The sequence below is a fragment of the Arenimonas maotaiensis genome (assembly GCF_014638745.1).
Taxonomy (GTDB): domain Bacteria; phylum Pseudomonadota; class Gammaproteobacteria; order Xanthomonadales; family Xanthomonadaceae; genus Arenimonas; species Arenimonas maotaiensis.
Genome location: NZ_BMFO01000003.1, coordinates 155,468 through 181,376 on the forward strand (window position 1 = coordinate 155,468; position 25,909 = coordinate 181,376).

Annotated in this window: 26 protein-coding genes; 16 read left to right on the forward strand and 10 right to left on the reverse strand. The window is 67.1% G+C overall.

Annotated elements, in window-relative coordinates; all coding sequences use genetic code 11:
- The first annotated feature begins 13 nt into the window (after positions 1–13).
- Complete coding sequence (locus tag IEV56_RS08050) at positions 14–868, forward strand: hypothetical protein (protein WP_188449667.1); 855 nt, start codon at positions 14–16, stop codon at positions 866–868.
- 9 nt (positions 869–877) lie between these two features.
- Positions 878–3,445, forward strand: coding sequence for a glycerol-3-phosphate 1-O-acyltransferase PlsB (plsB, locus tag IEV56_RS08055; RefSeq protein ID WP_188449674.1), 2,568 nt, complete (start codon positions 878–880; stop codon positions 3,443–3,445).
- Here the strand turns inward: plsB and IEV56_RS08060 are convergent.
- On the reverse strand, positions 3,434–3,643 hold the full coding sequence (locus tag IEV56_RS08060) for a DUF465 domain-containing protein (protein WP_229730221.1): 210 nt from the start codon (positions 3,641–3,643) through the stop codon (positions 3,434–3,436). The two genes, plsB and IEV56_RS08060, sit on opposite strands and share 12 nt — an antisense overlap.
- Before the next feature lie 66 nt (positions 3,644–3,709).
- Between IEV56_RS08060 and IEV56_RS08065 the strand changes: the two genes are divergently transcribed.
- Positions 3,710–4,627 (forward strand): recombination-associated protein RdgC, encoded by a 918-nt coding sequence (locus IEV56_RS08065; protein ID WP_188449676.1) that lies wholly within the window; start codon positions 3,710–3,712, stop codon positions 4,625–4,627.
- Entirely contained in the window at positions 4,627–5,382 is a 756-nt protein-coding gene (locus IEV56_RS08070) for a M48 family metallopeptidase (RefSeq protein WP_188449678.1), read from the forward strand. The genes IEV56_RS08065 and IEV56_RS08070 overlap by 1 nt, the downstream gene beginning before the upstream one ends.
- Positions 5,383–5,385: 3 nt before the next feature.
- Here the strand turns inward: IEV56_RS08070 and IEV56_RS08075 are convergent, their stop codons facing one another.
- From IEV56_RS08075 to hemH, 3 genes are read right to left on the reverse strand one after another with little or no spacing between them, the layout of a single operon-like run.
- Entirely contained in the window at positions 5,386–6,381 is a 996-nt protein-coding gene (locus IEV56_RS08075) for a cyanophycinase (protein WP_188449679.1), read from the reverse strand.
- Positions 6,381–7,223 (reverse strand): alpha/beta fold hydrolase, encoded by an 843-nt coding sequence (locus tag IEV56_RS08080; protein WP_188449681.1) that lies wholly within the window; start codon positions 7,221–7,223, stop codon positions 6,381–6,383. Before IEV56_RS08080 ends, IEV56_RS08075 begins: the two co-directional genes overlap by 1 nt.
- Complete coding sequence (gene hemH / locus IEV56_RS08085) at positions 7,220–8,191, reverse strand: ferrochelatase (RefSeq protein WP_188449683.1); 972 nt, start codon at positions 8,189–8,191, stop codon at positions 7,220–7,222. Before hemH ends, IEV56_RS08080 begins: the two co-directional genes overlap by 4 nt.
- A 112-nt stretch (positions 8,192–8,303) precedes the next feature.
- Between hemH and IEV56_RS08090 the strand changes: the two genes are divergently transcribed.
- Genes IEV56_RS08090 through tatC form a run of 4 tightly spaced genes read left to right on the forward strand, consistent with a single transcriptional unit; the run spans position 8,304 to position 10,431 of the window.
- A complete protein-coding gene (locus IEV56_RS08090; RefSeq protein ID WP_188449685.1) occupies positions 8,304–8,987 on the forward strand; it encodes a lipid-binding SYLF domain-containing protein in 684 nt (227 codons plus the stop codon).
- Between the two features lie 26 nt (positions 8,988–9,013).
- Positions 9,014–9,214, forward strand: coding sequence for a twin-arginine translocase TatA/TatE family subunit (gene tatA / locus IEV56_RS08095; protein ID WP_188449688.1), 201 nt, complete (start codon positions 9,014–9,016; stop codon positions 9,212–9,214).
- A 3-nt stretch (positions 9,215–9,217) separates the two neighbouring features.
- Entirely contained in the window at positions 9,218–9,688 is a 471-nt protein-coding gene (tatB, locus tag IEV56_RS08100) for a Sec-independent protein translocase protein TatB (protein WP_188449690.1), read from the forward strand.
- Entirely contained in the window at positions 9,685–10,431 is a 747-nt protein-coding gene (tatC, locus tag IEV56_RS08105) for a twin-arginine translocase subunit TatC (protein ID WP_188449692.1), read from the forward strand. The genes tatB and tatC overlap by 4 nt, the downstream gene beginning before the upstream one ends.
- On the opposite strand, the gene IEV56_RS08110 is transcribed toward tatC, so the two are convergent.
- Entirely contained in the window at positions 10,428–11,225 is a 798-nt protein-coding gene (locus tag IEV56_RS08110) for a hypothetical protein (protein ID WP_188449695.1), read from the reverse strand. The genes tatC and IEV56_RS08110 overlap by 4 nt on opposite strands.
- Before the next feature lie 71 nt (positions 11,226–11,296).
- Here IEV56_RS08110 and glyQ point away from each other — a divergent pair, with 71 nt between their 5' ends.
- Positions 11,297–12,196: a glycine--tRNA ligase subunit alpha gene (gene glyQ, locus IEV56_RS08115; protein ID WP_188449697.1), complete on the forward strand. Its 900-nt coding sequence runs from the start codon at positions 11,297–11,299 to the stop codon at positions 12,194–12,196.
- Positions 12,193–14,268, forward strand: coding sequence for a glycine--tRNA ligase subunit beta (gene glyS / locus IEV56_RS08120; protein ID WP_188449699.1), 2,076 nt, complete (start codon positions 12,193–12,195; stop codon positions 14,266–14,268). The genes glyQ and glyS overlap by 4 nt, the downstream gene beginning before the upstream one ends.
- A gap of 95 nt (positions 14,269–14,363) precedes the next feature.
- Here glyS and IEV56_RS08125 read toward each other — a convergent pair whose 3' ends face one another.
- The 4 genes from IEV56_RS08125 to IEV56_RS08140 all read right to left on the reverse strand — a co-directional run bounded on the left by IEV56_RS08125 (position 14,364) and on the right by IEV56_RS08140 (position 19,979).
- A complete protein-coding gene (locus tag IEV56_RS08125) occupies positions 14,364–16,313 on the reverse strand; it encodes an autotransporter domain-containing protein (protein WP_188449701.1) in 1,950 nt (649 codons plus the stop codon).
- A 148-nt stretch (positions 16,314–16,461) separates the two neighbouring features.
- Positions 16,462–16,956, reverse strand: coding sequence for a DUF2062 domain-containing protein (locus tag IEV56_RS08130; protein ID WP_188449703.1), 495 nt, complete (start codon positions 16,954–16,956; stop codon positions 16,462–16,464).
- Positions 16,957–16,988: 32 nt separating this feature from the next.
- Positions 16,989–18,872 carry a tRNA uridine-5-carboxymethylaminomethyl(34) synthesis enzyme MnmG gene (gene mnmG, locus IEV56_RS08135; RefSeq protein ID WP_188449705.1) on the reverse strand — a complete coding sequence of 628 codons (1,884 nt, stop codon included), beginning with the start codon at positions 18,870–18,872 and terminating at the stop codon, positions 16,989–16,991.
- Positions 18,873–18,944: 72 nt separating this feature from the next.
- Entirely contained in the window at positions 18,945–19,979 is a 1,035-nt protein-coding gene (locus tag IEV56_RS08140) for a flagellar biosynthesis protein FlhF (protein ID WP_188449707.1), read from the reverse strand.
- Between the two features lie 114 nt (positions 19,980–20,093).
- Here IEV56_RS08140 and IEV56_RS08145 point away from each other — a divergent pair, with 114 nt between their 5' ends.
- The 5 genes from IEV56_RS08145 (at position 20,094) to fabV (ending at position 24,416) form a co-directional block, all read left to right on the forward strand.
- Positions 20,094–21,026, forward strand: a complete 933-nt coding sequence (locus tag IEV56_RS08145; protein WP_188449709.1) for a DMT family transporter — start codon at positions 20,094–20,096, stop codon at positions 21,024–21,026.
- Position 21,027: 1 nt separating this feature from the next.
- Complete coding sequence (locus tag IEV56_RS08150; protein WP_188449711.1) at positions 21,028–21,939, forward strand: threonine ammonia-lyase; 912 nt, start codon at positions 21,028–21,030, stop codon at positions 21,937–21,939.
- Between the two features lie 218 nt (positions 21,940–22,157).
- Entirely contained in the window at positions 22,158–22,574 is a 417-nt protein-coding gene (locus IEV56_RS08155) for a conjugative transposon protein TraM (RefSeq protein WP_188449713.1), read from the forward strand.
- Positions 22,575–22,607: 33 nt separating this feature from the next.
- Positions 22,608–23,069 carry a DUF2846 domain-containing protein gene (locus IEV56_RS08160; RefSeq protein ID WP_188449715.1) on the forward strand — a complete coding sequence of 154 codons (462 nt, stop codon included), beginning with the start codon at positions 22,608–22,610 and terminating at the stop codon, positions 23,067–23,069.
- A 150-nt stretch (positions 23,070–23,219) separates the two neighbouring features.
- Positions 23,220–24,416: an enoyl-ACP reductase FabV gene (gene fabV, locus IEV56_RS08165; protein WP_188449717.1), complete on the forward strand. Its 1,197-nt coding sequence runs from the start codon at positions 23,220–23,222 to the stop codon at positions 24,414–24,416.
- Positions 24,417–24,462: 46 nt separating this feature from the next.
- Here fabV and IEV56_RS08170 read toward each other — a convergent pair whose 3' ends face one another.
- Positions 24,463–24,789, reverse strand: a complete 327-nt coding sequence (locus tag IEV56_RS08170) for a YkgJ family cysteine cluster protein (protein WP_188449719.1) — start codon at positions 24,787–24,789, stop codon at positions 24,463–24,465.
- Between the two features lie 150 nt (positions 24,790–24,939).
- Here IEV56_RS08170 and IEV56_RS08175 point away from each other — a divergent pair, with 150 nt between their 5' ends.
- On the forward strand, positions 24,940–25,905 hold the full coding sequence (locus tag IEV56_RS08175; protein ID WP_188449721.1) for a CsgG/HfaB family protein: 966 nt from the start codon (positions 24,940–24,942) through the stop codon (positions 25,903–25,905).
- The last annotated feature ends 4 nt before the right edge of the window (positions 25,906–25,909 follow it).

Genomic DNA, 25,909 nt, shown 5'->3' on the forward strand with positions numbered 1-25,909 from the left:
CGCCGGAGCCGCCGTGGCCAAGCGCCTGCTGCATGCCTTGCTGTTGTTGGCCCTGGTGTTGCCGGCCGGCTGCCGCGCGCCCTGGAACGAGGCCAAGGCGCAGAAAGCCCGGCAGGACGCCACCGCCATCTTGCACAGCCTGCGCGAGCCGGACATGCTGCGTTACCGGGCGCTGACCCTGCCGCCGGTCGAGCGCCAACGCCTGCAGCGCGAGTGGCCGCATATCCGCCAGCGTCTGGCTTTGGACGCTTCCGAGCAGGCCAGTTTCGACAAACTGCTGCTGCGCTTCACCGAACCGCAGGCCGAAGTGCATCTGCAACGCGACCTCAATGCCAAAATAAAGCCGCTGAAAAGCGAAATTGACAGCAAATGGCCGCTGATGCAGTCGAGTTTGACGCTGTTGCTACAAGGTTGGATCGAGACCAACAGCCAACTCAGCGTGTCCGAAAAGGCGCATGGCAAGGCCTTGGCCAAGGCCATCGTCGAGCAGATGCCGGCCGAGTGGTTGCAGGACAAGGCCCTGCGCGCGCGCGCTTTCGAGCAGATGGTGAAGATTGCCCGGGATTCCGGAATCCGCGATTACCGCCATTACAGTTCGCTGGGTTATGTCGATTTTCACCGCAGGATGTCGGTTTTTCTCGACGGATTGAAGGATTTAGGCAAAATTTACGGTTTGGACTGGGATGCCGGCCAAGCCCGCCTGCAGGTCACCGTCGTCAAGCAGTCCGGCAACACCGCCACGGTCCGCATCCGCTATCCGCTCGGGAAAAAATGGGTAGAATTCCCCATGGATATGATCGAACGGAACGGGCAGTGGTTCGATGCCTCGGCCACGGCCCTGCTGCAAGACACGCTGGCCGAACCCTGAGCCCCCGATATGGCGAACGCCCAGCAAGCCCCCTTGCCCTTCCCTGACCCGAACGCACCCCGGCCGCCGGCCGTGGCGTCCCGACCCGAGCGCCCGCCGCTGTGGCTGCGCCTGGCCGCCCGGGTGCTCAGGCCGTGGATCGAGATTTCGCGCGAGCCGGTGGTGCCGCCGTTCCAGGTCGACCGGCCGGTCTGTTACGTGCTGGAAAACTACGGCCTGACCAATCTGCTGATCCTCGACCGCGCCTGCCGCGAGGCCGGCCTGCCCTCGCCGCTGGCCTCCTTGCCGGGCAACCCGCTCGGCCGCAAGCGCTCGTATTTCGCGCTGTCGCGCCGCAACGGCAGCGCCACCATCAGCGCCGCCAAGAACAAGCGCCATTCCGACGGCTTGTCGCGCCTGATCATGGCGCACCGGCTGTATCCGGAGCAGGACATCCAGCTGGTGCCGGTGTCGATTTTCGTCGGCCGCGCGCCCAACCGCCAGTCCGGCTGGTTCTCGGTGCTGTTTTCGGAGAACTGGGCGCTGGTCGGCCGTTTCCGCCGTTTCGTCTCGGTGCTGCTGAACGGCCGCGACACCCACGTGCGCTTCTCGCCCAGCTACCGCGTGCGCGACATGCTGGCCGAGGACATCCCGCATGACCGCCTGGTGCGCAAGGCCCAGCGCCTGCTGCGCGCGCACCTGCGCAAGGTCCGCGCCGCGGTCATCGGCCCCGACCTCTCCACCCGCCGGCTGCTGGTCGACCGCGTGCTCGACGCCGAACCGGTGCGCAAGGCCATCGCCGAGCAGGCCCGGCGCGACAAGTCCTCGTATGTGGACGCTTGGAAGAAAGCGCACGAGTGCGCCTGGGAAATCGCCGCCGACTACTCGCATCCGCTGGTGCGCTCGCTGTCGTTCGCGCTGACCGGCATCTGGAACCGGATCTACGACGGCGTCAACGTGCACCACATGGAGTCGCTGAAGGAGACCGCGCCCGGCCACGAAGTGGTCTACGTGCCCTGCCACCGCAGCCACATGGACTACCTGCTGCTGAGCTACCTGCTGTACACCAAGGGCATGGTGCCGCCGCACATCGCCGCCGGCGTCAACCTCAACCTGCCGCTGATCGGGCCGATCCTGCGCCGCGGCGGCGCGTTCTTCCTGCGCCGCAGCTTCAAGGCCAACGCCCTGTATTCGGCGGTGTTCTCCGAATACGTGGCGCAGCTGGTCGGCAACGGCTACGCGCTCGAATACTTCATCGAAGGCGGCCGCTCGCGCACCGGGCGCCTGCTGGCGCCCAAGGGCGGAATGATCGCGATGACGGTCAAGGCCTTCCTGCGCGCGCCGCAGCGGCCGGTGGTGTTCCAGCCGGTGTACATCGGCTACGAGCGCCTGATCGAAGGCAAGAGCTACCTTGACGAGCTGTCCGGCCAGCCGAAGCAGAAAGAGACCATCTGGGCCCTGCTCAAGGCCGCGTTCGGGGTGCTGCGCGAGAACTACGGCAAGGTCACGGTCAACTTCGGCGAACCGGTGTACCTCAACGACAGCCTGCTCCGGCATGCGCCGGCCTGGCGCGAGGACCGCGATGCCGCCGACGGCAAGCTGCCTTGGCTGTCCGGCGTGGTCGACGAGCTGGCGCAGAACATCCACGTCAACATCAACCGCGCCGCCGACGTCAATCCGGTCAACCTGCTGGCGCTGGCGCTTTTGTCCACGCCCAAGCACGCCATGGACGAGAACGACCTGATCGCCCAGATCGAGCTGTCCAAGCGCATCCTCGAGGCCGAACCCTACGGCCCGCGGGTCACCGTCACGGCGCTGGACGCGCGCGCCGTCATCGCCTACGGCGAACGCATGGGCGTGGTCTGCCGCACCAGCCATCCGCTCGGCGACGTGCTGGCGATGACCGGCGAGACCGCGGTGCTGCAGAGCTACTTCAAGAACAACATCCTGCACCTGTTCAGCGCCGCCGCCTGGATCTCGCTGTGCTTCCAGAACAACCGCCGCCTGTCGCGCAGCGGCCTGGTGCGCCTGGGCCTGAACGTGTACCCGTTCATGAAGAGCGAGCTGTTCCTGCCCTGGAGCGACGCCGAATTCGCCGAGGCGCTGAACCGCACCATCGATCTGTTCGTGCGCGAAGGCTTCCTGAGCGTGGCCAAGGACGATGACGAAACCCTGCACCGCGCGCCCGGGCAGACCGACGAGGTGTTCCACCTGCGCGCCATCGCGCACAGCCTGCAGCAGGCCTTCGAGCGCTACTTCATCACCATCACCACCCTGGTCAAGAACGGCTCCGGCGCGCTCAGCGCCTCGCAGCTGGAAAGCCTGTGCCACCTGACCGCGCAGCGGCTGTCGCTGCTGTACGCGCCGGCGGCGCCGGAGTTCTTCGACAAGTCGCTGTTCCGCGGCTTCATCGGCAACCTGCGCGAGCAGAAGCTGCTGTGGCTGAACGAAGCCGGCAAGCTGGAGTTCGACCAGCGCTTGAACGAATGGGAACAGGACGCGCGCCTGGTGCTCAACCGCGAGCTGCGCCACACCATCCAGAAGATCTCGCCGGACGCGGTGCCGGCCAAGCCCGACGCCGCCGGCTCAGGCCTCTAAATCGGGAATCAGCATGTTCTCGAGGATCGCGATCTGGTCCTTGAGCTTGAGCTTGCGCTTCTTCAGGCGCTTGATGCTCATCTCGTCGCCGACCTTGCTCTCGCCCAGGCGTTCGATGGCGAGGTCGAGGTCGCGGTGTTCGGCGCGCAGCTCGAACAGCATGGCGGTGTACCGGCGCTGGGTGAACGGATCGAGCATGGGGAAGTCCGTCGGCGGGGCATCAAGGGTAGAATAAACCAAGCCGCAACCCTTTTGGAACACCGCATGTTTTTCCGCAATACCGTCTTCTTCAGTCTCCCCGAAATCCGCGCGCTCGACGCCGAACGCCTCGAATCCGCCTTGGCTGCGCACGCGCTCAAGCCGGTCGGCGCACTGGCCATGCAATCGCGCGGTTTCGTACCGCCGCTGGGCGGCGAAGGCGCGTTCCTGCAGCGCAGCGGCCACTGCGTCTGGCTCAGCCTGGGCGGCGAAGACCGCATCCTGCCGTCGGCGGTGGTGCAGCGCGAATGGCAGGCCAAGATCGCCAAGCTCGAGGAGGCCAAAGGCCATCCGCTCGGCAAGCGCGCGCGCAGCCAGCTCAAGCAGGAGACGCTCGACGACCTGATGCCGCGCGCCTTCGTCAAACCTTCGCGCACCAACGCCCTGATCGATTTCGAAGTCGGCTTCATCGCCGTCGACACCGCCTCGGTCAAGGCCGCCGAAGCCGTGGTCAGCAAGCTGCGCGAGGCGCTCGGCAGCTTCCCGGCCTTGCCGCTGCAGGCGGCGCAGCCGCCGCGCGCGGTGCTGGGCCAATGCCTGCTGGGCGACGGCCTGCCGGCCGACTGGTTCCTCGGCGAGGAATGCGAACTGGTCGATCCGGCCGAAAAGGGCGCCATCGTGAAATGCCTGCGGCACGACCTGGCCAGCGAGGAAGTGCTGGCGCATCTGCAGGCCGGCAAGCAGGTCAGCCGGCTGGCCATCGTCGCCGACGGCCATGTCAGCTGCGTGCTCGGCGACGATCTGGTGCTGCGCAAGCTGAAGCTGCTGGAAGGCGCGGTCGATGGCATCGAAAACGGCAACACCGAGTCGCTGGAAGACGAGCTGATGGCGCGCTTCACCCTGTTCAGCGCCGAGCTTGGCCGCTTCCACGCCCGCTTCGCGCAGCTGTTCGGGCTGCAGGGCGGATTGGCCAAGGCGGCCTGATGCCGTTCTGGCCGCGCGTGCGCGAAGAGCGCGACGGCCAATGGCTGGAACGCGACGGCCAGCGCCTTTGGCTGGCCTGGAAACGGCATCCGCGCGCGCGCCGACTGCGCCTGCTGATCGGCAACCAAGGCCCGCGTCTGACCCTGCCGCCGCGCGCTTCGGAAAAAGCCGCGTTGGCGTTCGTGGCCGAACACCAGGATTGGCTGTGGGCGCACTGGCATAAACGCCAGGCGCACGAGCTACCGGCCTTGGCCATCGGCGCCGAACTGGAGCTGCCCTGGTTCGGCCGGCGGCTGCCGGTGGCTTGGTGCGAAGACCGCGCCCTGGCGGTGTTCCGCGAACACGACCACTGGCGCATCCATGTCAGTGCGCGCAGCAGCGAACGCCAGCTGCAGGCCACGCTCCGGCACAGCTACGCCCGCTTCGGCCAGGATTGGTTCGCGGCGCGCATGCAGCCGTATCTGCCCGGCCTGCCGAAGGCTCCCGCGGCGCTGCGGGTGCGGCCGTTGCGCACGCTCTGGGGTTCGCTCGCGGTCAACGACGGCATGAGTCTCGACACCGCCCTGATGTTCGCGCCCGAGCCGGTGGCCGACTACGTGCTGGTGCACGAGCTATGCCACCTGCTGCAGCGCAACCATTCGCCCGCGTTCTGGCGGGAAGTGGAACGCCGCCACCCGGAATGGCGCCAGCGCCGCGATTACCTGAAGGCGCACGGCGCCGGCATCAAGGCCGAGGCCAAGCGCCTGTTCGGCTGAGTTTCAGTACACGCCGCCGTCGGCACGGTCCGACCAGACCCGGCCGTCGGCGGTGGACACGCGGTAATGCAAGGGCTGGCCCTCGCCCGCTTTCCATGCCTTCAAATCAAAATAGTCGCCGTTTTTGAGGCGCACCACCGACACGCCCTCGAAGCGCAAGGGTTGGCCCGGGCGGCAATCCGCCGGGTTGCCGTTCGCGTTCAGGAAATACACCGCGCCCTCGCCGACCACGCGCGCCTTATCGCCTTCCACCACCAGGGTGGTGGCCGGGTCGATGCCGATCGCGCGCAGACGGCCGGCCGGTTCCTTGCCGTCCACGATCAGACGCGCCATGAACGCCATCAAGCGGCCCATGCGGTCGCGTTCGGCGAAGTGGCTGTCGGTGATGGTGTGCGCCAGGCCGGGCGCGGTGATGAAGCCGCTGTCCAGCGTCAGCTTCGGCTGGTACGGATTCTTCAGCGCCTCCTCGGTGCTGATGGTGTCGTTCAGCGCGGCGAAATCGTACTGGCCCTGCACCGCCAGGCCGGCGCTGGTGCCGCCGATGGCGACGCGCCGGCGCAGCAGCGCCTCGATGGCGTCGCCGAGCGCGGTGCCTTTCCAGAAGTTGATGTAGTTTGCCTGGTCGCCGCCGGCAATGAACAGGGCGTCGGCGTTCAGCACGCGCTTAGCCACGAACGGATCGTTGGCGGCCTCGCGGCTGCCCACCACCAGGGTCTCGACCGAATCCAGTTTGCCGAACTGCGCGAAGTAGGGGTTGTATTGGTCTTCGCCGCGGGCGCGCAGCACTACCAGGTCGCCGCCGCGGGCCTGCTCCGCCAACCAGCCGTAGGCGGCGTCGACCTCGTTGCCGCCGCCGGCCAGCAGCGCGCCGCCGTGTTCGGGACTTTGCGCCGGCACCGCGTTGGCGGCCGAGCCGTGCAGGTAATAGCCGAACGCGGCCGGTTCGGCGGCCGATGCCGGAAGGGAAAGAACGGCCAATAGCAGGGCGGTGATGCGCATCAGTTCGGGCTCCAGAAGGTATTGATGAATCCGGCCACCTCGGCCGGCTTGTCCATATGCACGTGGTGCGTGCCGTCGATCAGGCGCAGCCGGCCGCGCTTGAGGCAGGCCAGGCGCGCGTCGCGCAGGGCCGCCGGAAAATACGCGAATGCCGGTTCGGCCGCCACCAGCAGCACCGGGCATTCGATGGCCGACAGCCAGTTGCGCACCGAGGCTTCCTCCGCGCGCATGTGCGAGGGCCACATCAGGCGCGGATCGCTGCGCCAGCGGTAGCCGCCGTCGACTGCGCGCAGGTTGCGCTCGACCAACAGGCGCGCGGCCGCTTCGGTCTTCTCGGTGGCCTGCAGACGGGCGCGCACGGCGGTTTCGACGTCGGCGATCAGCCGCGGCGCCGACGGCGGCTTGCGCCGGCCGGCCACCGCCTTGCGCAGGCGTTCGGCGGCCTGTTCGCTCGGCCAGGGCGGCGTGCCCAAGGCTTCGATCAGCGCCAGCGAGGACACCCGCTCGGGCGCGCCGGCGGCGATCACCGTGGCCAGCGCGCCGCCGAGCGAGTGGCCCAGCAGGTCCGCCTGCGGCCAGTCCAGCGCGTCCAGCACGTCGAGCACGTCGTGCATCCAATCGACGAAGGCGTAATCGTAGCCGGGCGGCACATGGCTGCTGCCGCCGTGCCCGATCAGGTCGATGGCGACCACGTCGTGCGCCGCCAGGAACGGCGCCATCGGCACGAAGCTGGCGGCGTTGTCGAGCCAGCCGTGCAGGGCCAGCACGCGCCGGCCGCCAGGCGTGCCGAAACGCAAGGCGGCGATGCGGCCGCGCGCGGTGTCGAAGCCGGTTTCGATCATGCCGCCTGGCCGCCGCTTTCCAGCACCTTGGCCAGCGCCGCCACGTGTCCGGGTTCCTCGTTCAGGGCGCTGATGTAGCGCAGCTCGCCGCCGCCGGCGTCGCGGAACACGTGCGCGTTCTCGACCGCGATCTCCTCCAGCGTCTCCAGGCAATCGACCGCGAAGCCCGGACAGACGATGTCCACGCTTGCCAGACCGTCGCGGCCCAGCTGCTCCAGGGTCTTGTCGGTATACGGCTGCAGCCAGGGTTCACGGCCGAAGCGCGACTGGAAGGTCAGCAGCCATTCGTCCGCAGACAGGCCCAGGCGTTCGGCCAAGGCTTCGGCGCCGGCGCGGCATTGCTGCGGGTACGGATCGCCGCGTTCGGCGAAGCGCACCGGGATGCCGTGGAACGAGAACAGCAGGCGCTGACCGCGGCCGTGCAGGTCCCAGTGGCTGCGGATGCGCGCTTCCATCGCGTCCAGCCAGGCCGGATGCCGATGGTAGTCGGCGATGAAACGGATGCCGGGCACGCGCTCGCGCGCCTGGTAATGGCGGCTGATGGCATCGAACACCGAGCCGCTGGTGGTGGCCGAGTACTGCGGATACAGCGGCAGCACAGTCAGTTCGTCCAGGTCGGGGTAGCGGTCCAGCACCTCGGACACCGCGGGTTTGCCGTAGCGCATGGCCAGCGCCACCGTGGTGTTCGGCATCTGGTGCTGCAGGTTCTCGGCCAGACGGCGCGAATGCACCAGCAGCGGCGAGCCCTCGGCATGCCAGATCTTGGCGTAGTTCCTCGCCACCCGGCCCGAGCGGATCGGCAGGATGATGAAGTGCAGCAGGATGCACCAGAGCCAGCGGCTGAGGTCGACCACCCGGTAGTCGTGCAGGAACTCGGCCAAGTAGCGGCGCACCGCACCGGCGGTGGCGTCGTCGGGCGTGCCGAGGTTGACCAGCAGGGTCAGGGTCTTGCGCGGGGCGGGCGTCATGGGGCGAACTTCCGGCGAAAATGGTGGTCGAAGATAAACAATTGTAGGTGAACCGGGCGTCAGCGGTTATCATGGACCGTGAGCCTGGCTCCCCCGAACCGAGGAATCCATTATGCGCGCTCTGCTTGTCGCTTTGTCCATCCTTTTCGCCACCGCCGCCGCCGCCAACACCACGCCGGAGCAACGCACCCGTTCGGCCACCCGCGTGCTGAAGGAGATGTCGGCGATTCCCGAGAACTCGATTCCCGAGCGCCTGCTGGCCGAAGCCTACGCCATCGCCGTGGTGCCGGACATGACCAAGGCCGCGCTGGTGTTCGGCGGCCGCGGCGGCAAGGGCCTGATTTCGGTGCGCGGCAAGGACGGCGCCTGGTCCAACCCGAACTACATCAACGTCGGCGGCGGCAGCTGGGGCTTCCAGGCCGGCGTGCAGAAGACCGACCTGATCCTGGTGTTCACCAGCCCGCGCGGCGTGGACAACATCATCAAGGGCAAATTCACCCTCGGCGCCGACGCCGCGGTCACCGCCGGCCCGGTCGGCCGCAACCTGCAGGCCAGCACCGACGAGAAGCTGAAGGCCGAGATTTACAGCTACTCGCGCGCCAAGGGCCTGTTCGCCGGCGTGGCGCTGGACGGCACCGTGATCCGCATCGACAAGAAGGCCAACGAGACCGTGTACGGCGACATGGCCTCGCCGGCGTCGATCTTCGACGGCCGCACCGCCAGCGACAACGCCGCGGTGATCGATTTCCGCAACCAGCTGGAAGAAGCCAGCAGCCGCGAAGCGGCCACCAAATAAACATCCGCCATATTCGGGAGAACGACATGATCGGCTGGAGAGAATTGATAGTTGTGCTGGTGATCGTGCTTCTGGTGTTCGGCACCAAGAAGCTCGGAAACATCGGCGCCGACCTGGGCAAAGCCGTGTCCGGCTTCAAGAAAGGCATGAAAGGCGAGGACGGCGACGCCGCCGGCAAACCGGAAAGCCTGGACCAGAAAAAAACGGACGGCGACGGCCAAGCCTAAGCCATGTTCGACGTCGGTTTCAGCGAGCTGCTGATCATCGCGGTGGTGGCCCTGCTGGTATTGGGCCCCGAGCGCCTGCCCAAGGCCGCGCGGTTCGCCGGGCTGTGGGTGCGCAAGGCGCGCGCGCAGTGGTATTCGGTGAAGTCGGAACTGGAGCTGGAGCTGGCGCAGGAAGAGATGAAGAAGCACCTGCAGGATGCCGAGAACAGCATCCGCGCGCCGATGCAGGAACTGCAACAGGACCTGCGCGATGCCGAAGACGGCCTGAACGCCGCGCTGACCGACCTGGCGCGCAGCGCCGAGGCCGACAACGCCGCCGGCAACGGCATCGACACCACGCCCGATCCGGCCGCGTTCGAAACCGATGAACCGCCGCCGCCGCCCGCACAGCCGATGCCGGACGGTCCTATCGATGGCGGGGCCGATCCGGACGGCCCGGACGGCACGCATCCCAAGCAAGGCGCGCTCTGGTGAGCGGCGACGGCCAGAGCCTGATTTCGCATCTGCTGGAACTGCGGCAGCGCCTGCTGTACGCGGTGGTGGCGGTGCTGGCGGTGTTCGTGGCGCTGCTGCCGTTCGCCAATCCGCTGTACGCCTGGTTGGCCGAACCGCTGAAGGCGACCTTGCCGCCCGGCAGCCAGCTGGTCGCGATCGAAGTCGCCTCGACCTTCTTCGTGCCGATGAAGCTGGCGTTCTTCGCCGCCCTGTTCCTGGCCGCGCCGTTCATGCTGTACCAGATCTGGGCGTTCGTGGCGCCGGCGTTGTACGAGAAGGAAAAGCGCCTGGCCAAGCCGCTGCTGCTGGCGGCCACCGTGCTGTTCTACGCCGGCTGCGCGTTCACTTATTTCCTGCTGCTGCCGGTGATGTTCGCCTACCTGAATTCGACCGCGCCCGAAGGCGTGGCGATGATGACCGACATCGGCAAGTACCTGGATTTCGTGCTGGTGCTCCTGCTGGCCGGCGGCGCCAGTTTCGAGGTGCCGATCGCGGTGCTGATCGCCGTGCTGCTGGATTGGGTCAAGGTCGAGCAGTTGGCCGAATGGCGCGGCTATGTGGTGGTCGCCATCTTCATCCTGGCGGCGATCATCACGCCGCCGGACGGACTCTCGCAGGTGATGCTGGCGGTGCCGATGTGGCTGCTGTACGAGGCCGGCATCCTGGTCGCGCGCGCCATCGCCGCCGGCCGCGCCAAGGCCGAAGCGGGCGGCCCGGCTTAAAGCATCAATTCCGAGACCGGCGCATCGCCGGCCGGCGCGTCCGCGCCGAACACGTCGCGGTAGGCGAACAGCATGTTGCCGCCCATCAGCACCATCAGCACGGTGGTCAGCAACGCCGCCACCGGCAATACGACCAGATTGGCCAGCACTTGATTGCCGGCGAACAGCACGCCGAGCACCGCCATCGGAATGAAGGCAATCACCGAAATCACCGCCGCCGCGATGGCAAGGCACAGCAGATTCACCAGCAGGGCCGGCAGGTTGGCGAACACCGCTTTCAGCGCCTGCGACAGCGCTTCGCCGCCGGGCAGACGCTTGAGCGTGGCCAGGGGCACCGCGAACTGGCTGATCCAATGCACCAGGATGCTGAGCGGAATCAGCCACAGCAGCGGTCCGGCCAGGCCGCTCAGGAATTGGAGGGCTTCTTCCGGCGTCGCTTCGCGGCCTTCGCTGGCTGCCTGCAGGATGGGTTGCACGATCGGCCATATCGCCACGATGGCGACGATGCCCAGGGCCAGATTCAGCAGCATCACCGGCAGCAGCCGGCCGAAGCCGCCGTTGCGGAAACCGGAGAAGGCGTCGAAGCCGCCGCTCGGCCGGTCGAAACAGAGCACCAGGCCGCCATAGAAGAACACGATGAGGATGCCGAACGCGGCGCCGAGCAACGGCATCGACGCCAGTACGCCGACCACCAGCGCCGGCAGCCAGATGGCTTTGCCGCCGCTTTTCAGCAAGCCGATGCTCTGGTTGATCCACGCCGCGCCGCGGCCGGCGGAAACCCGTTGAATATCCATGGAAAAATCCTTGAAAGCGGGAAACAGCCTTTATAATAGCGGCATTCACGCCTAAACCGAGCGAATCCGCCATGTCGGCACCCAGTTTCCAAGACATCATCCTGCGCCTGAACCACTATTGGGCCGCCCAAGGCTGCGTGCTGATCCAGCCGCTCGACACCGAAGTCGGCGCCGGCACCTTCCATCCGGCCACTTTCCTGCGCGCGCTTGGCCCGGAGCCATGGAATGCGGCCTATGTGCAGCCCAGCCGCCGCCCGACCGATGGCCGCTACGGCGACAACCCGAACCGCCTGCAGCGCTATTACCAGTACCAAGTGGTGCTCAAGCCCAATCCGGACAACATCCTGGAGCTGTATCTGGATTCGCTGAAGGCGCTCGGCATCGATCCGTTGGTGCACGACCTGCGCTTCGTCGAGGACAACTGGGAATCGCCGACGCTCGGCGCCTGGGGTCTGGGCTGGGAAGTCTGGCTGAACGGCATGGAAGTCACCCAGTTCACCTATTTCCAGCAGGCCGGCGGCCTGGAGTGCAAGCCGGTCACCGGCGAGATCACCTACGGCCTGGAACGCCTGGCCATGTACCTGCAGAACGTCGACAACGTGTACGACCTGGTCTGGACCACCGGCCCGCAGGGCACGGTCACCTACGGCGACGTCTACCACCAGAACGAAGTCGAGCAGAGCACCTACAACTTCGAGCACGCCGATGTGGCCGAACTGTTCCACCGCTTCGACGCCTGCGAGAAAGAGGCGCTGAAGCTGGTCGAACTCGGCCTGCCGCTGCCGGCCTATGAGCAGGTCTGCAAGGCCTCGCACAGCTTCAACCTGCTCGACGCCCGCCGCGCCATCTCGGTGACCGAACGCCAGCGCTACATCCTGCGCGTGCGTACGCTGTCACGCGCGGTGGCCGAAGCCTACTACGCCCAGCGCGAGAAGCTGGGCTTCCCGAACCTGAAAGCGGTGTCCGCATGAACACGCAATCCCTGTTGATCGAACTCGGCACCGAAGAGCTGCCGCCGAAAGCGCTGCCGGCCCTGGCCGAGGCCTTCGCCCGCGGCATCGCCGACGGCCTGGCCAAACGCGGCGTGAGCGCCGGCGCCGCGCACGTGCTGTACGCGCCGCGCCGCTTGGCGGTGCGCGTCGAGGCGGTGGCCGCCGAACAACCGGCGCAGAAATCGGAAGTGTTCGGGCCGTACGTCAACATCGCGCTCGACGCCGACGGCCAGCCGACCCCGGCGCTGCGCGCGTTCGCGCAGAAGAACGGCTTGGCCATCGAACACCTGGACCGCATCAGCGACGCCAAAGGCGAGCGCTTCGTGGCCCGCAGCGAACGCGCCGGCAGCCTGACGCTGGAGCTGCTGCCGGACATCGTGGCCGAATCGATCAAGGCCATGCCGGTTCCCAAGCCGATGCGCTGGGGCGACCGCAGCGAGCAGTTCGTGCGCCCGGTGCATTGGCTGGTGGCGCTTTTCGGCAGCGCCGTGGTGCCGATGTCGGTGCTTGGCCTGAAGGCCGGCCGCGCCAGCCGCGGCCACCGCTTCCATGCGCCGGAGGCGGTCGACATCGCCGATCCGGGTAGCTACCTCGACACCCTGCGCAGCCGCCACGTGCTGGCCGATCCGGCCGAGCGCCGCGCCCGCATCGCCGCGCAGATCGAATCCGCCGCGGCCTCGGTGGGCAAGCGCGCCGACGTGCCGGCCGAGCTGCTGGACGAAGTGAATTGCCTGGTCGAATGGCCGGCGGCCGTGCTGTGCCGCTTCGAATCCGCCTTCCTGCGCGTGCCGCACGAAGCGCTGGTGTCGACCATGCAGGCCAACCAGAAGTTCTTCCCGCTGCGCGAAGCCGACGGCTCGCTGTCGGAATACTTCGTCGGCATCGCCAATATCGATTCCAAGGACCCGGCGCAGATCAAGCAGGGTTACGAGCGCGTGATCCGCCCGCGCTTCGCCGACGCCGCGTTCTTCTTCGACGAAGACCTGAAGCAGGGCATCGCCTCGATGGCCGACGGCCTGACGTCGGTCACCTATCAGCAGAAGCTCGGCTCCTACGCCGACAAGACCGCGCGCATCGCCGCGCTGGCCGAAGCCGTCGCCCGCGACGCCGGACTCGACGCCGCGCAGGCCAAACGCGCCGCCGAGCTGTCGAAGGCCGACCTGCAGTCGCGCATGGTCGGCGAGTTCCCGGAACTGCAGGGCATCGCCGGGCGTTATTACGCCAAGGCCGCCGGCGAATCCGATGCAGTCGCCGTCGCCATCGACGAAGCCTACCAGCCGCGCTTCGCCGGCGACGCCATCGCCGCCTCCAAACTCGGCCAGGTGCTGGCCATCGCCGAACGCTTGGACACGCTGGCCGGCGGTTTCGTCGCCAAATTGCAACCCACAGGCAACAAGGATCCGTTCGCGCTGCGCCGAAATGGCTTGGGTTTGGCGAGAACATTGTTGGAAGGCGGATATGAGCTGTCGTTGAGCTCACTGATTCACCACGCAATGAGCTTGCAACCGGGTGCCGATATGTCAGAGGGCGGTGATTTGACTGGTTCCGCCACAGATTTCGTATACGATCGCCTGCGCGCATATTTCAGCGACAAGGGCTTCAACGAGCAGCAGTTCAATGCGGTAGAGAAAATCGCTCACCACTCGCTCCCGGATTTCGCCAAGCGTCTGGCCGCCATCGCCGAATTCGCCAAGCTACCGGAGGCCGCCGCCTTGGCCGCCGCCAACAAACGCGCCGGCAATATCCTGAAGAAATCCGGCCATGAAGCCGCCGCCGGCGTGGATGCCGCGTTGTTCGCCGAAGACGCCGAACGCACGCTGTGGCAGGCGCTGCAGCAGGCCGACGCGGCGCTGGCGCCGAAGCGCGCCGCGCGCGATTACGTGGCGGTGCTCACCGGTCTGGCCGCCCTGCGCGCGCCGGTCGACGCTTTCTTCGAGGGCGTGATGGTGAACGCAGACGATTTGGCCGTGCGCGGCAACCGCCTCGCGCTGTTGCGCGAACTCGCCGCGCAGTTCAACGCGGTCGGCGATATCTCGGTGTTGGCCGGCTGACCGGCTTTCCCCGTTTCGGCGGTTGGCCGTCACGCGTTCTTAGTCCAAAAGAAAAACCCCGCCAAGGCGGGGTTTTTCTTTTCGTTGCGATCCGATCAGAACGACTTGCGGATACCGACGTTGATGCTGTCGTTGTCCTGGGTGTCGTTGCCGGTGCGGGCGCGGTAGCTGATGAAGCCGTCGAAGCCTTCCGAGAACTGCAGGCTGCCGCCGACGTTCCAGTCGATGTAGCTTTCGTCGCTCGGGGTGAAGCCCGGCATGCTGAAGTTGGCCGGCAGCGAGGCGGTGCCGCCGCGCACGACGGTCTGGTCGGCGTTGGTCTCGTTGGCCCAGGCCACGCGCACGAACGGCTTGAAGTTGCCGAACACGCCCGAGAACTGGTAACCGACGTGGGTCATGTTGCTGTCGCGGGTGAAGGCGTCGAAGCGCATCGCGGTGCTGTTGGCGCCGTCTTCGACGTAGGCTTCGACCTCGGCCTTGTTCACTTCCACGGCCGCGAACGGACCGTGCTTGACGTTCTCGTCCTTGAACACGTAGCCGATTTCGGCGCGGCCGCTCTGGTGGCTGATGCCGGTGCTGCCGGTTTCGACGCGGGTGCTGGCCAGCAGGTCGATGTTGCGGCTGATGTCCATGTCGGTGCTGCCGCCGCTCAGCGCGACGCGGCCGTACAGGCCGTTCACTTCGTACTGGCCGAACACGCCGAACAGGACCGAATTGCCGTCGAAGGCGCCTTGGCCGCCGGCCTTGCCTTCCACGGTGCCGAGGCTGGCGACCACGCCGAAGGTGGCGGCTTCGCTCATGCGATAGGTGGCGCCCACGTTCAGGCCGGTGTGGTCGGCGTCCAGCGCCGCGGTGTAATCGCTGGCATCGGCGTTCTGTTGGCCGAACTGCACGCTGGCGAAGCCGCGCAGTTTGCCGACTTCGCTGCCGGCCGCCCATTCCGAATCCAGCGCTTCGCTGACTGCGGTGTTATGCGCGAAGGCCGATTGCAGGGCCACTTCCGGCGCCATCGACACCAGGCCCGGGGCGCTGATGGTCGAGGTCACGATGTTGGCGAGGATGGCGTGCGTGCGGCCGGAGGGATGGATCGAGTCGGCGAAGGCGTAGGTGCTGCTGGTCGGCGCGTACGGATAGCCGGACGAAGCCGGGCCGCAGGCCAGCGAGGTGCCGGCGCAGGCGGTGCCGGTGACGTTGGTGAAGCCGAACGCCGCCGGGTTGGCGGTCAGTTCATTGAACAGACCATAGGTGTCGATGGCGACGATGCCGTCGTTCAGGGTCGCCAAGCCGCCGTTGAACTGCAGGTTGTAGATGGTGGCCAGGGCGGAGGCACCGGCCTGGTTGGCAGTGCCGACGTTCAGCGGGGTCTTGCCCAGGTCCGGCAGATTGAACACCACGATGGTCTTGGCGCCGGCGTTCTGCAGGGCGCGGATTTCGCCGATGGCGGTGGCGCCGGCCTGGCCGGCGATGGTCTGGGCGATGGCCGAGGCATTGGCCGGGTTGCCGCCGTTGACGTAGATGTATTGATACAGGAACGAACCCGACGGCAACGAGGGGTTCGGGGCAATGACCGAGGTCGCCGACAGGATGTCGTTGGCGCCGGCCCAGTAGGTGTACAGCGCGTTCGGATCGGCCACGCCGCCGTTGGCGGCCAGATGCGTGGTGAACTGGTTCATGATCGAGAAGCTGCCCGGCGAGTTGCTGCAGGTGAAGGTCGGCAGGTTGGGCACCACCGGGCTGATGGTCGCGCCGTTGGAAATGGCGCAGGCGCCGCCGTAGGCATAGTTGCTGCCGGTCGAGGTGCCGGGAATCAGCGGCGAGTTGTTGGTCTGGGTCAGGCCGAAATAGGAGGCCACCAGCTGCGCGTACACCGGATCCGGGTTGGTGGTGAAGCTGCTGCCGGCCGGCAGGCCTTGCAGGGTGCCGACGTTGCCGGCATCGGTCAGGCTGTCGCCGAAGCTGACGACCTTGCTGAACACTTGCGCGTGGGCGGCGGGGCTGGCGACGATGGCCAGGGCCAGAGCGGCGGAAAGATGGGACAGACGCATGGGGTTCTCTCTCTTCTGGGTGTGTGGTATTCCGGATGACCACCGCCCGCGGGGTATGGCGCACACGCCCATACCCACGCGCACGGCGCGGACACGGCTACATTAACCCAATATTTACAGGCTGACTAGTGTAAAAGCCCTAATTCGGCTATGGCCGGCCGGCGCCGTTCGGCCGGTGCCGTTGCCGGAAGCGGCGGGCCTCGAAACGGCCCGCTGCCCATAGCCCGTGCAGCAGCACGGCGGTGGCCAAGCCCGCGGCCGCGCCGCCCAGAATCAAGGCCAGGGCGCCGTCCACGGCCGCGTTTCCGGCCGGCAGCCGCAGTAGCGTCATCAACGCCTGCCCGATGGCATAGGTGGCGATGTAGATCGGTCCGAGCGTCAGCGGGTTGTTGATCATCTGGATCGCCACGGTCACGGTCAGGTTGGCCCGGCCCAGGCAGGCGGCGGCGAAGGCGATCGGAATCTGCAACCCGTAGCTGGGCATGAAGGTCAGCAGGCTGCCCAGATAGATCGCACGCAGCACCGGCGCATCGCGGAACGACCACAGGAACGGATAGCGGCGGGCGTAGGCCGCGAAGCGCTTCAGCACCGGATAGCGGTGGATGTTGGCGCGCCGCGGCAAGGGCTTGAGCAGGGCGCGCACCCGCTTCCGGCGGCGGAGCCAGCGCGCGCGCATCAGGCGGCGGCGCGGCGGCGTTTGGTGAGCTGGATCAGCAGCAGCGACAGGGCGGCCGGGGTCATGCCGGGAATGCGCTGGGCCTGGCCCAGGGTTTCCGGGCGCGCCGCTTTGAGTTTGCCCTGCAGTTCGTTGGACAGGCCCGGAATGCCGCTGAAGTCGAAGTCGGCCGGAATCGCGGTGTTTTCGTGTTTCTTCTGCTTGGCGATGTCGTCGTGCTGGCGGCTCAGGTAGCCGGCGTATTTGGCGGCGATTTCCACCTGTTCGGCAACCTTGGCCGATTCGGCCGGCGGGCCGAATTCGGGCACGGCGGTCAGCGCCGCGTAGCCCAGTTCCGGCCGTTTCAGCAGATCGAGGGCGTTGCCTTCACGGCTGGGCGCGATGCCGGTATCGCGCTCCAGCGCCTTGGCCAGCACGCCGCCAGGCGCCACCCACAGCGCGCGCAGGCGTTCGCTTTCGGCCGCCACCGCCGCCATCTTGCGTTCGAACGCCTCGCGGCGCGCGTCGTCCACCAGCCCGAGCTCGATGCCGGCCGGCGTCAGCCGCGCATCGGCGTTGTCCTCGCGCAGCTGCAGCCGGTATTCGGCGCGGCTGGTGAACATGCGGTAGGGCTCGGTGGTGCCGTGCGTGATCAGGTCGTCGATCAGCACGCCGATGTAGGCCTCGTCGCGGCCCGGCGACCAGGCTGGCAGCTCGCGCGCGTGGCGGGCGGCGTTCAGGCCGGCGATCAGGCCCTGCGCGCCGGCTTCCTCGTAACCGGTGGTGCCGTTGATCTGGCCGGCGAAGAACAGGCCGGCCACGGTCTTGGTCTCCAGGCTGGCCTTCAGTCCGCGCGGATCGAAGTAATCGTATTCGATGGCGTAGCCGGGGCGCGTGATGTGCGCGTTCTCGAAGCCGCGGATCGAACGCACCAGCGCCAACTGCACGTCGTACGGCAGGGAGGTGGAGATGCCGTTCGGGTAGATCTCGTAGGTGTCCAGGCCCTCGGGCTCGATGAACACCTGGTGCGAGGTGCGGTCGGCGAAGCGCACGATCTTGTCCTCGATCGACGGGCAATAGCGCGGCCCGATGCCTTCGATCACGCCCGAGTACATCGGCGAACGGTCCAGGCCGCCGCGGATGATGTCGTGCGTGCGCTCGTTGGTGTGGCTGATCCAGCAGCTGATCTGGCGTGGGTGCTCGCGGCCGGTGGCCATATAGCTGAAGCCGGGAATCGGATCGTCGCCGGGCTGTTCCTCGAACACCGAATAATCCAAGGTGCGGCCGTCGATGCGCGGCGGCGTGCCGGTCTTCAGCCGGTCGACCCGGAACGGGCCGTCGCGCAGGCGTTCGGCCAGGCGGCTGGACGGCGGATCGCCGGCGCGGCCGCCGGCGTAATTCGTGAGCCCGACGTGGATCTTGCCGGCCAGGAAGGTGCCGGCGGTCAGCACGATGGCACGCGCCTCGAAGCGCAGGCCGGTCTGGGTGATGGCGGCCACGGCGCGGCCGTTCTCGATGACCAGGTCATCGACCGCCTGTTGGAACAGGCTGAGGTTCGGCTGCGATTCGACCATGGCGCGTACGGCGGCTTTGTACAGGGCGCGGTCGGCCTGGGCGCGGGTGGCGCGCACGGCCGGGCCCTTGGAGGCGTTGAGCGTGCGCCATTGGATGCCGGCACGGTCGGCGGCGCGCGCCATGACGCCGCCGAGGGCGTCGATTTCCTTGACCAGATGGCCTTTGCCGATGCCGCCGATGGCCGGGTTGCAGCTCATCGCGCCCACGGTTTCGATGTTGTGGGTCAGCAGCAATGTGCGCGCGCCGGCGCGCGCCGAAGCCATGGCGGCCTCGGTGCCGGCGTGGCCGCCGCCGATCACGATCACATCGAAGGAATGGTGGGAGTGCATAGCGCGCCATTTTCGCCGATTTCCGGCCAAACACCAAACGCCGCGGCGCCCCCGTTCAGCACCCGGCGCGGCTCAGGGTTCGTCGTCGACGGTCGGCGTCGTGCGTTGCGTCTTGGTCGGCCGTTCCGCTCTCGGCGCGGCAGCCGGCCGCACCTGCTGCGCCGTTTGCCGGGCTTCGCGGGCCGGCATCGGTTGCCGGACGACCGGTTGCGGCATCGGCATCGCCTGCGGACGCGGCGCTTGTTGGCGTTCGATCAGGCCGGCGCGGCCGCGGGCGTCATCGTCGGCACGCGGCGATTCGACCCGCGTGGGACGTTCGATGCGCGGCAAACGGATTTGCGGCGCTGTCGTATCGGCCTTCGGACGTTCGCTACGCGGCGGTACATTCCAAACCGGCTGTTCTGGGCGATCCTCGCGCACCCGTGGCCGCTCCGGGCGCTCGGGCCGTCGCGATGGCAGCGGAGTGTCGTCCGTCGGTCCGTCATTCGATTCGCCGGTGGGAATCGGTGGCGTCGGTTTCGGTGGGCGCGGTCGGCCCGGGCGTTCGGCTTCCGGGAAACCGGGCCGCGGCGGACGGGTGACCGGGCGCACAATGACCGGTGCATCGGAATCGCCCGGCTCGACCACCGGCGGAACCGGCACCGGTTTCGGCGGTTTGGGCGGCTTCGGTTTCGGCGGGCGCGGTGGATGGTAGCCGCCGTAGTAGGGCCAACCGAAGCCGGGCCAGGCGCCGTAACTGGGCCAGCCGTAGCTCGGACCGTAATACGAGTAGTAGGGATTCGGCCAATAACCCCAGCCGTACCGCGGATGCCGTCCGTAACAATAGGCATCGCCGTACCAGCAGTTGCCGTACGGGATGAAGCCGCCGTAGCCGCCGAACTGCAGGTTGAAGCTGAAATGCGGGCCGCCGCCGTAGAGTGAGCCGTAATAACCGTCGTCATAACGGTCGTCATCGTCGTAATAACCGTCGCTGTAATAGCCGTCGTCGTAGCCGGTGTAGCCGTCGCCCGGTTCGCCGTAATGGCCGTCGTCGGCGTAATACGAGGTGGTGACGCATCCGCCCAAGGCGCTCAGGCCGATGGCGCACAGCAACAGTCGCAATTTCATTCGGACGGCTCCGGAATTGACCCCATGCAGCCAGTGTAGGCGGAAGTTGTGAATCCGGCCTGAATTCACCGACAATAGCGTTCCGGCACCGACGCCGATTCCGTGGAGAACCGCATGCTGCACCAGGCCTCAGGGCAATGGAAACTCGGCCTGATGCTGGCCTTGGTCACCGCCGCGTGCTGGGCCACCCTGCCGGTGGCGCTCAAACTCAGCCTGCAGGTCATCGACCCGCTGACCCTGACCTGGTTCCGCTTCGCGTTCGCCGCCGTGTTCATGCTGCTCTGGCTGGGGCGCAAGCGGCAGCTGGCGCCGATCGCGGCCTTGGGCGGCCGGCACCGCATCCTGCTGGTGGCCGCCACCGTGCTGCTGGTCGGCAACTACGTCGGCTACATCCTCGGCGTGCAGTACACCTCGCCCGGCAACGCGCAACTGCTGATCCAGCTGGCGCCGCTGCTGATGGCGGTCGGCGGCGTGCTTATCTTCAAAGAGCATTTCCTGCCGGGCCAGTGGCTGGGCTTGGCGATCATCGTGCTCGGCCTGGGGCTGTTCTTCCGCGATCAATTGATCGGCGGCTTCGTGTCCGGCGACGCCTATCTGCTCGGCTCGGCCATCGTGGCGCTGGCGGCGTTGTCCTGGGCCGCGTACGCGCTGATCCAGAAGCAGCTGTTGATGCGTCTGAGTTCGCAGCAGGTGCTGACCGCGATCTATGTGGTTTCCGCATTGATGTTGTGGCCGCTGGCGCATCCCTCGGCCTTGGCCGGCTTGGATGCCCTGCACTGGGGACTGCTGTTGTTCTGCGCGTTGAACACGCTGGTGGCCTACGGCGCGTTCGCCGAAGCGTTGGAACACTGGCAGGCCTCGCGCGTGTCGGCGGTACTGGCCACCACGCCCCTGCTCTGCCTGTTGGCGGTGGCGGCGGTGCATGCACTGTGGCCGTCGGTCATCGCGCCGGAACACGTCAGCGCCGTCGGTTTCGCCGGCGCGGCCTTGGTGGTGGTCGGTTCGGCCTTGAGCAGCCTGTTGGGCCAGAGCAAACCGGAGTCCTGACATGATCCATTACGACGACATCCTTGCCGCCGCCGCGCGCATCGCGCCCTATGCCGTCAACACGCCGGTGAAATCCTCGGCAGCGCTCGACGCCCTGGCCGGCGCCACGTTGCTGTTCAAATGCGAGAACCTGCAGGTCGGCGGCGCGTTCAAGTTCCGCGGTGCCTGCAACGCGGTGTTCGCGCTGAGCGACGCCCAGGCCGCGCGCGGCGTGGTCACCCATTCCTCCGGCAATCACGGTGCGGCATTGGCGCGCGCCGCCAAGCTGCGCGGCATCGCCGCGCATGTGGTGGTGCCCGAAGGCGCGGTGCAGTCCAAGCTCGATGCCATCCGCGACGCCGGCGCCATCGTGCACCGCTGCGCGCCGACGCAAGCCGCGCGCGAACAGACCGCCCGCGAGCTGGTGGAAAAGCTGGGCGCCACCTTGGTGCATCCGTATGAAGATCCGCTGGTGATGGCCGGCCAAGGCACGGCCGCGCTGGAATTGCTGGCGCAGGCACCGGCGCTCGATGCGGTGCTGGCGCCGGTCGGCGGCGGCGGCCTGATTTCCGGCACCGCCATCGCGCTCGATCCGGTCGATGTGCCGCTGTACGGCGTCGAACCCGACGGCGCGGCCGACACCGTGGCGTCGCTGGCGGCCAAGGAGCGCATCACCCACATCGTGCCGGACACGCTGTGCGACGGCCTGCGTGCGGTGGTCGGCGTGCCGAACTTCGCCATCATCCGCGAGCACGTGCTGCAGGTGCTGACCGTGAGCGACGCGCAATGCGTGGCGGCGCAGGCACTGGCGGCCGAGCATCTCGGCATGGTCATCGAGCCGAGCAGCGCCACGGTGCTGGCGGCGGTGCTGGCCTATCCCGACCTGTTCAAGGGCAAGCGCCTGGGCCTGATCCTGACCGGCGGCAATGTCTGATCGTTTCCCGCATGGGCCGGTGCGGTCTGGGTCGCCATTGACAGCCATTCAGGAGCGCTGAATAATCGCCGGAACACACAAAGGGGCGGGACGTGTTTCGAGCAATTCTGTTGGCCGTATCGGCAGCCCTCCCGTTTTATGCGTCCGCGCAGTCGTCCGAACCGGCTCCCCAGGTCGTCCCGCCTTCGGTGCTCACCGCCAAAACCCCGGTATTGCTCGTGTTCGCTGATGAGGTGTCTTCGAAGTCCGCGGTCAAGGACGCCGAGGTCCGCTTCCGCTTGGCGGAAGACCTGCACGTTGGCGAGATCGTGGTGCCTAAAGGAACGCCCGCGTTCGGCGAAGTCGTGCATGTGCAGAAGGCCGGTTTGGGCGGCCGCGGCGGCGAATTGATCCTTGCCGCCCGCCACCTGGATTACCGCGGCCAGCGCATTCCGCTACGTTCGCTCAAGCCGTTGGCCACGCCCTACGCCGGCAAAAACCGTTCCGACGCCGCCTTGGCGGCAAGCTTCATTCCCTACGCCGGTTTGATGTCGATGTTCATCACCGGCGGCCAGATCGTCATTCCGGCCGGCACCGAAGCCTTGGCGTCGGTTGCCGCCGACACACCCGTTTCCGCCGTGCCCGAAACGCAATAACCATCCGTTCATTCCACCCACCACGAGAGAATCATGAAATCCTTCAATACCGTTCTGCTGCTCGCCGCTTCCGTCTTCATGGCTCCGGTTTCCGCCCAAGATGCCGCGCCGGTCGTCGCCGAAGCCCCCGACGCCGCCACCGCCGCCATCGGCACGCCCGAGCCCGGCAAAGCCTTGGTCGTCTTCTTCCGTCCGAGCGCATTCAAGGGCGCAGCCATCGGCTTCATCGTCCGCGAAGGCGAAACGGAACTCGGCAAGCTGCGCAACGCCAACTTCTTCACTCTCCAGGTCGAGCCGGGCAAGCACGAGTACACCGTGCATTCCGAAGCCAAGGACGTCACCACCATCGAAGCCGAGGAAGGCGAAACCTATTTCCTTTCCGGCGAGATCAACATGGGCTTCATGGCCGGCCGCCCGAACCTGTCGCCGTCCGATCTGACCGCTTTCCGGGGCGCATTCCCGAAGCTGAAGCCGTCCAAGCCGCTGGGCGAATAAGCCGCATCCAGTTTGGATAAACGGGCCCGCTTCGGCGGGTCCGTTTTTTTGCGGCCCGCATCCCGAATTAAAACGCCCGTTGGCCGAAGCGCGTTTTATAATCGTTCCTGACATTTAAGCGCCGTTCCCGGCCGCATCAGGACATATGCCATGATCATCACCCCGAAGACCCGCGGATTCATCTGCACCACCACCCACCCGACCGGTTGCGAGCGACACGTGGCGGAGCAGATCGAGGTAGTGAAAGAGCGCGGCCCGATCGCCGACGGCCCGAAGAAGGTGCTGGTGATCGGCGCCTCCACCGGCTACGGTTTGGCTTCGCGCATCGCCGCCGCCTTCGGTTCCGGTGCCGCCACGCTCGGCGTGTTCCTGGAGAAGCCGGCCACCGAAAGCAAGCCCGGCACCGCCGGCTGGTACAACTCGGCCGCCTTCGAGAAAGCCGCGCACGCGGCCGGCCTGTATGCCAAGAGCGTCAACGGTGATGCCTTCTCGCACGCCATGCGCGCCAAGGTCATCGAGCTGATCAAGGCCGACCTCGGCCAGGTCGATCTGGTGGTGTATTCGCTGGCCTCACCGGTGCGCAAGTTGCCGGATAGCGGCGAGCTGGTGCGTTCGGCGCTGAAGCCGATCGGCGCGCCGTACCAGTCCACCGCCATCGACACCAGCAAGGACGTCATCATCCACGCCGAGATCGAACCGGCCACCGAACAGGAAATCGCCGACACCGTGACCGTGATGGGCGGCCAGGACTGGGAACTGTGGATGCAGGCCCTGCTCGAGGCCGGCGTGTTGGCCGAGGGCGTCAAGACCGTGTCGTACAGCTACATCGGCACCGACATCACCTGGCCGATCTACTGGCACGGCGCGCTGGGCAAGGCCAAGGAAGACATGGACCGCGCCGCCGCCGCGCTGCGCGACAAGCTCAAGCCGGTGCAGGGCGCCGCCAACGTCGCGGTGCTGAAGTCGGTGGTGACCCAGGCATCGGCCGCGATTCCGGTGATGCCGCTGTACATCTCGATCTGCTTCCGGGTGATGAAGCAGCTCGGCCTGCACGAAGGTCCGATCGAGCAGATCGACCGCATGTTCCGCACCGAACTGTACGGCGCCGGCAATGACCGCGACGAGCAGCAGCGCATCCGCATGGACGACTGGGAACTGCGCGACGAAGTGCAGGACGCGGTCAAGCTGATCTGGCCGACGGTGACCAGCGACAACCTGTTCGACACCACCGACTACGCCGCCTACAAGACCGAGTTCCTGAAGCTGTTCGGCTTCGGCCTGGCCGGCGTGGATTACGGCGCCGATGTCGATCCGGTGGTGCCGTTCGACGTCATCGAACTGGATTGAGCCGCCGCCGCTCCGAATCGAAAACCCGCCATCCGGCGGGTTTTTTTCAGGCCGCGATCGGCGGCAGTCCGTGTTTGGCGCGCGCGCGGTTGCATTTGTCGTCGCCGGGTTGCAGTTCGCGGCAGGGCGAGGTGCGCTGCGGATAGACGGTGCAGGCTACCGCCTTGCCGACGGTGCCCGACAGCGCCGCGCAGCGCGGCGCGGCCGCGTTGGTGCCGGCCATGCAGCTGTAGGTGGGCGTCAGCGGCTCCACCAGCTCCGCGGGCAAACCGTTGTGTTCGGCTTCGGCCCAGTAAAACGAGACCCGAAAATGCGCGCAACAGGCACCGCAGGCGGTGCAGGGCGAATCGTCGGGTGTGGCGCGGGAAGGCATGGGTGGCAGGGCATTCGGCGGCGGGCCAGTATAGCCAAATGCCGCTCCGTGCGCTGGCGTACGGTTGGCTGGTAGCCGTCTGCGGTGCTAAGATGGCCCGGCAAGACTATGGACAACATTACATGCCTCTCGGGGGAAAGGAATAACGTCATGAGCAATGCACGCGTCATCTCGCAATCGGCCTTGGCTTTCTCGGCCATTCTGGTCGCCGGCCTGTCGTCGGCGCCGGTCCAGGGCAAGCAGGCCACCGCGCAGGAAACCCGCGCCCAGCAGATCACCGAAATCCCGGTCTGCAAGAAGTCACTCGGCTCCATCGCGGTCATCGAGCCGGAAGACAGCACCAACTGGTGGAGCGGCCAGCAGCTGCCGGCGCCGTCCAAGCTGATCAAGATTTACGTCAACAAGTCGCGCTGCTTCACCCTGGTCGACCGCGGTGCCGGTTTCCAGGCCATGCAGATGGAGCGTGAACTGGCCGGCGGCGGCGAGCTGCGCGGCGGTTCCAACATCGGCAAAGGCCAGGTCAAGGCCGCCGATTACGTGCTGGTGCCGGATCTCATCTCCAGCAACACCGATTCCGGCGGTTCCAACATCGGCGGGCTGCTCGGCGGCTTCGTCGGCGGCCGCGCCGGCGCTCTGATGGGCGGCGTCAGCTTCAAGAAGAAGACCGCCGACGTGGTGCTGACCGTGACCGACGTGCGTTCTTCCGAACAGGTGGCGATGGCCGAAGGCCACGCCAAGAAGACCGACATGGCCTGGGGCGGCGGCGGCGGCCTGTTCGGCTCCGGCGGCCTGGGTGCGCTCGGCGGCGGCGCCTACGCCAACACCGAAATCGGCCAAGTGATCGCCTTGGCCTACCTGCAGGCCTACCACAACCTGGTGCAGGAGATGGGCGGCCTGCCGGACAACGCCTCGGCCGCCAATGTCGTGCAGGCCCTGCGCGTGGTCAAGCCGGCGCGCCTGTTCACCACGCCGAAAGGCGAGAAGGTAGTGCGTACGCTCGATCCGGGCATGATGCTGTATCCGACCGGCAACAAGTCCGAGCTGATGTGGGAAGTGGAAGACGAACTGGGTAACAAGGGCTGGGTGCTGTCGACCCTGACCGAGCTGGCCAAGTAAGCGG

Coding starts and splice junctions, on each gene's coding strand:
- plsB (WP_188449674.1), top strand. CDS start 878: ATGGCGAACGCCCAGCAAGCCCCCTTGCCCTTCCCTGACCCGAACGCA.
- IEV56_RS08060 (WP_229730221.1), bottom strand. CDS start 3,643: ATGCTCGATCCGTTCACCCAGCGCCGGTACACCGCCATGCTGTTCGAG.
- IEV56_RS08065 (WP_188449676.1), top strand. CDS start 3,710: ATGTTTTTCCGCAATACCGTCTTCTTCAGTCTCCCCGAAATCCGCGCG.
- IEV56_RS08070 (WP_188449678.1), top strand. CDS start 4,627: ATGCCGTTCTGGCCGCGCGTGCGCGAAGAGCGCGACGGCCAATGGCTG.
- IEV56_RS08075 (WP_188449679.1), bottom strand. CDS start 6,381: ATGCGCATCACCGCCCTGCTATTGGCCGTTCTTTCCCTTCCGGCATCG.
- IEV56_RS08080 (WP_188449681.1), bottom strand. CDS start 7,223: ATGATCGAAACCGGCTTCGACACCGCGCGCGGCCGCATCGCCGCCTTG.
- hemH (WP_188449683.1), bottom strand. CDS start 8,191: ATGACGCCCGCCCCGCGCAAGACCCTGACCCTGCTGGTCAACCTCGGC.
- IEV56_RS08090 (WP_188449685.1), top strand. CDS start 8,304: ATGCGCGCTCTGCTTGTCGCTTTGTCCATCCTTTTCGCCACCGCCGCC.
- tatA (WP_188449688.1), top strand. CDS start 9,014: ATGATCGGCTGGAGAGAATTGATAGTTGTGCTGGTGATCGTGCTTCTG.
- tatB (WP_188449690.1), top strand. CDS start 9,218: ATGTTCGACGTCGGTTTCAGCGAGCTGCTGATCATCGCGGTGGTGGCC.
- IEV56_RS08110 (WP_188449695.1), bottom strand. CDS start 11,225: ATGGATATTCAACGGGTTTCCGCCGGCCGCGGCGCGGCGTGGATCAAC.
- glyQ (WP_188449697.1), top strand. CDS start 11,297: ATGTCGGCACCCAGTTTCCAAGACATCATCCTGCGCCTGAACCACTAT.
- glyS (WP_188449699.1), top strand. CDS start 12,193: ATGAACACGCAATCCCTGTTGATCGAACTCGGCACCGAAGAGCTGCCG.
- IEV56_RS08125 (WP_188449701.1), bottom strand. CDS start 16,313: ATGCGTCTGTCCCATCTTTCCGCCGCTCTGGCCCTGGCCATCGTCGCC.
- mnmG (WP_188449705.1), bottom strand. CDS start 18,872: ATGCACTCCCACCATTCCTTCGATGTGATCGTGATCGGCGGCGGCCAC.
- IEV56_RS08140 (WP_188449707.1), bottom strand. CDS start 19,979: ATGAAATTGCGACTGTTGCTGTGCGCCATCGGCCTGAGCGCCTTGGGC.
- IEV56_RS08145 (WP_188449709.1), top strand. CDS start 20,094: ATGCTGCACCAGGCCTCAGGGCAATGGAAACTCGGCCTGATGCTGGCC.
- IEV56_RS08150 (WP_188449711.1), top strand. CDS start 21,028: ATGATCCATTACGACGACATCCTTGCCGCCGCCGCGCGCATCGCGCCC.
- IEV56_RS08160 (WP_188449715.1), top strand. CDS start 22,608: ATGAAATCCTTCAATACCGTTCTGCTGCTCGCCGCTTCCGTCTTCATG.
- fabV (WP_188449717.1), top strand. CDS start 23,220: ATGATCATCACCCCGAAGACCCGCGGATTCATCTGCACCACCACCCAC.
- IEV56_RS08170 (WP_188449719.1), bottom strand. CDS start 24,789: ATGCCTTCCCGCGCCACACCCGACGATTCGCCCTGCACCGCCTGCGGT.
- IEV56_RS08175 (WP_188449721.1), top strand. CDS start 24,940: ATGAGCAATGCACGCGTCATCTCGCAATCGGCCTTGGCTTTCTCGGCC.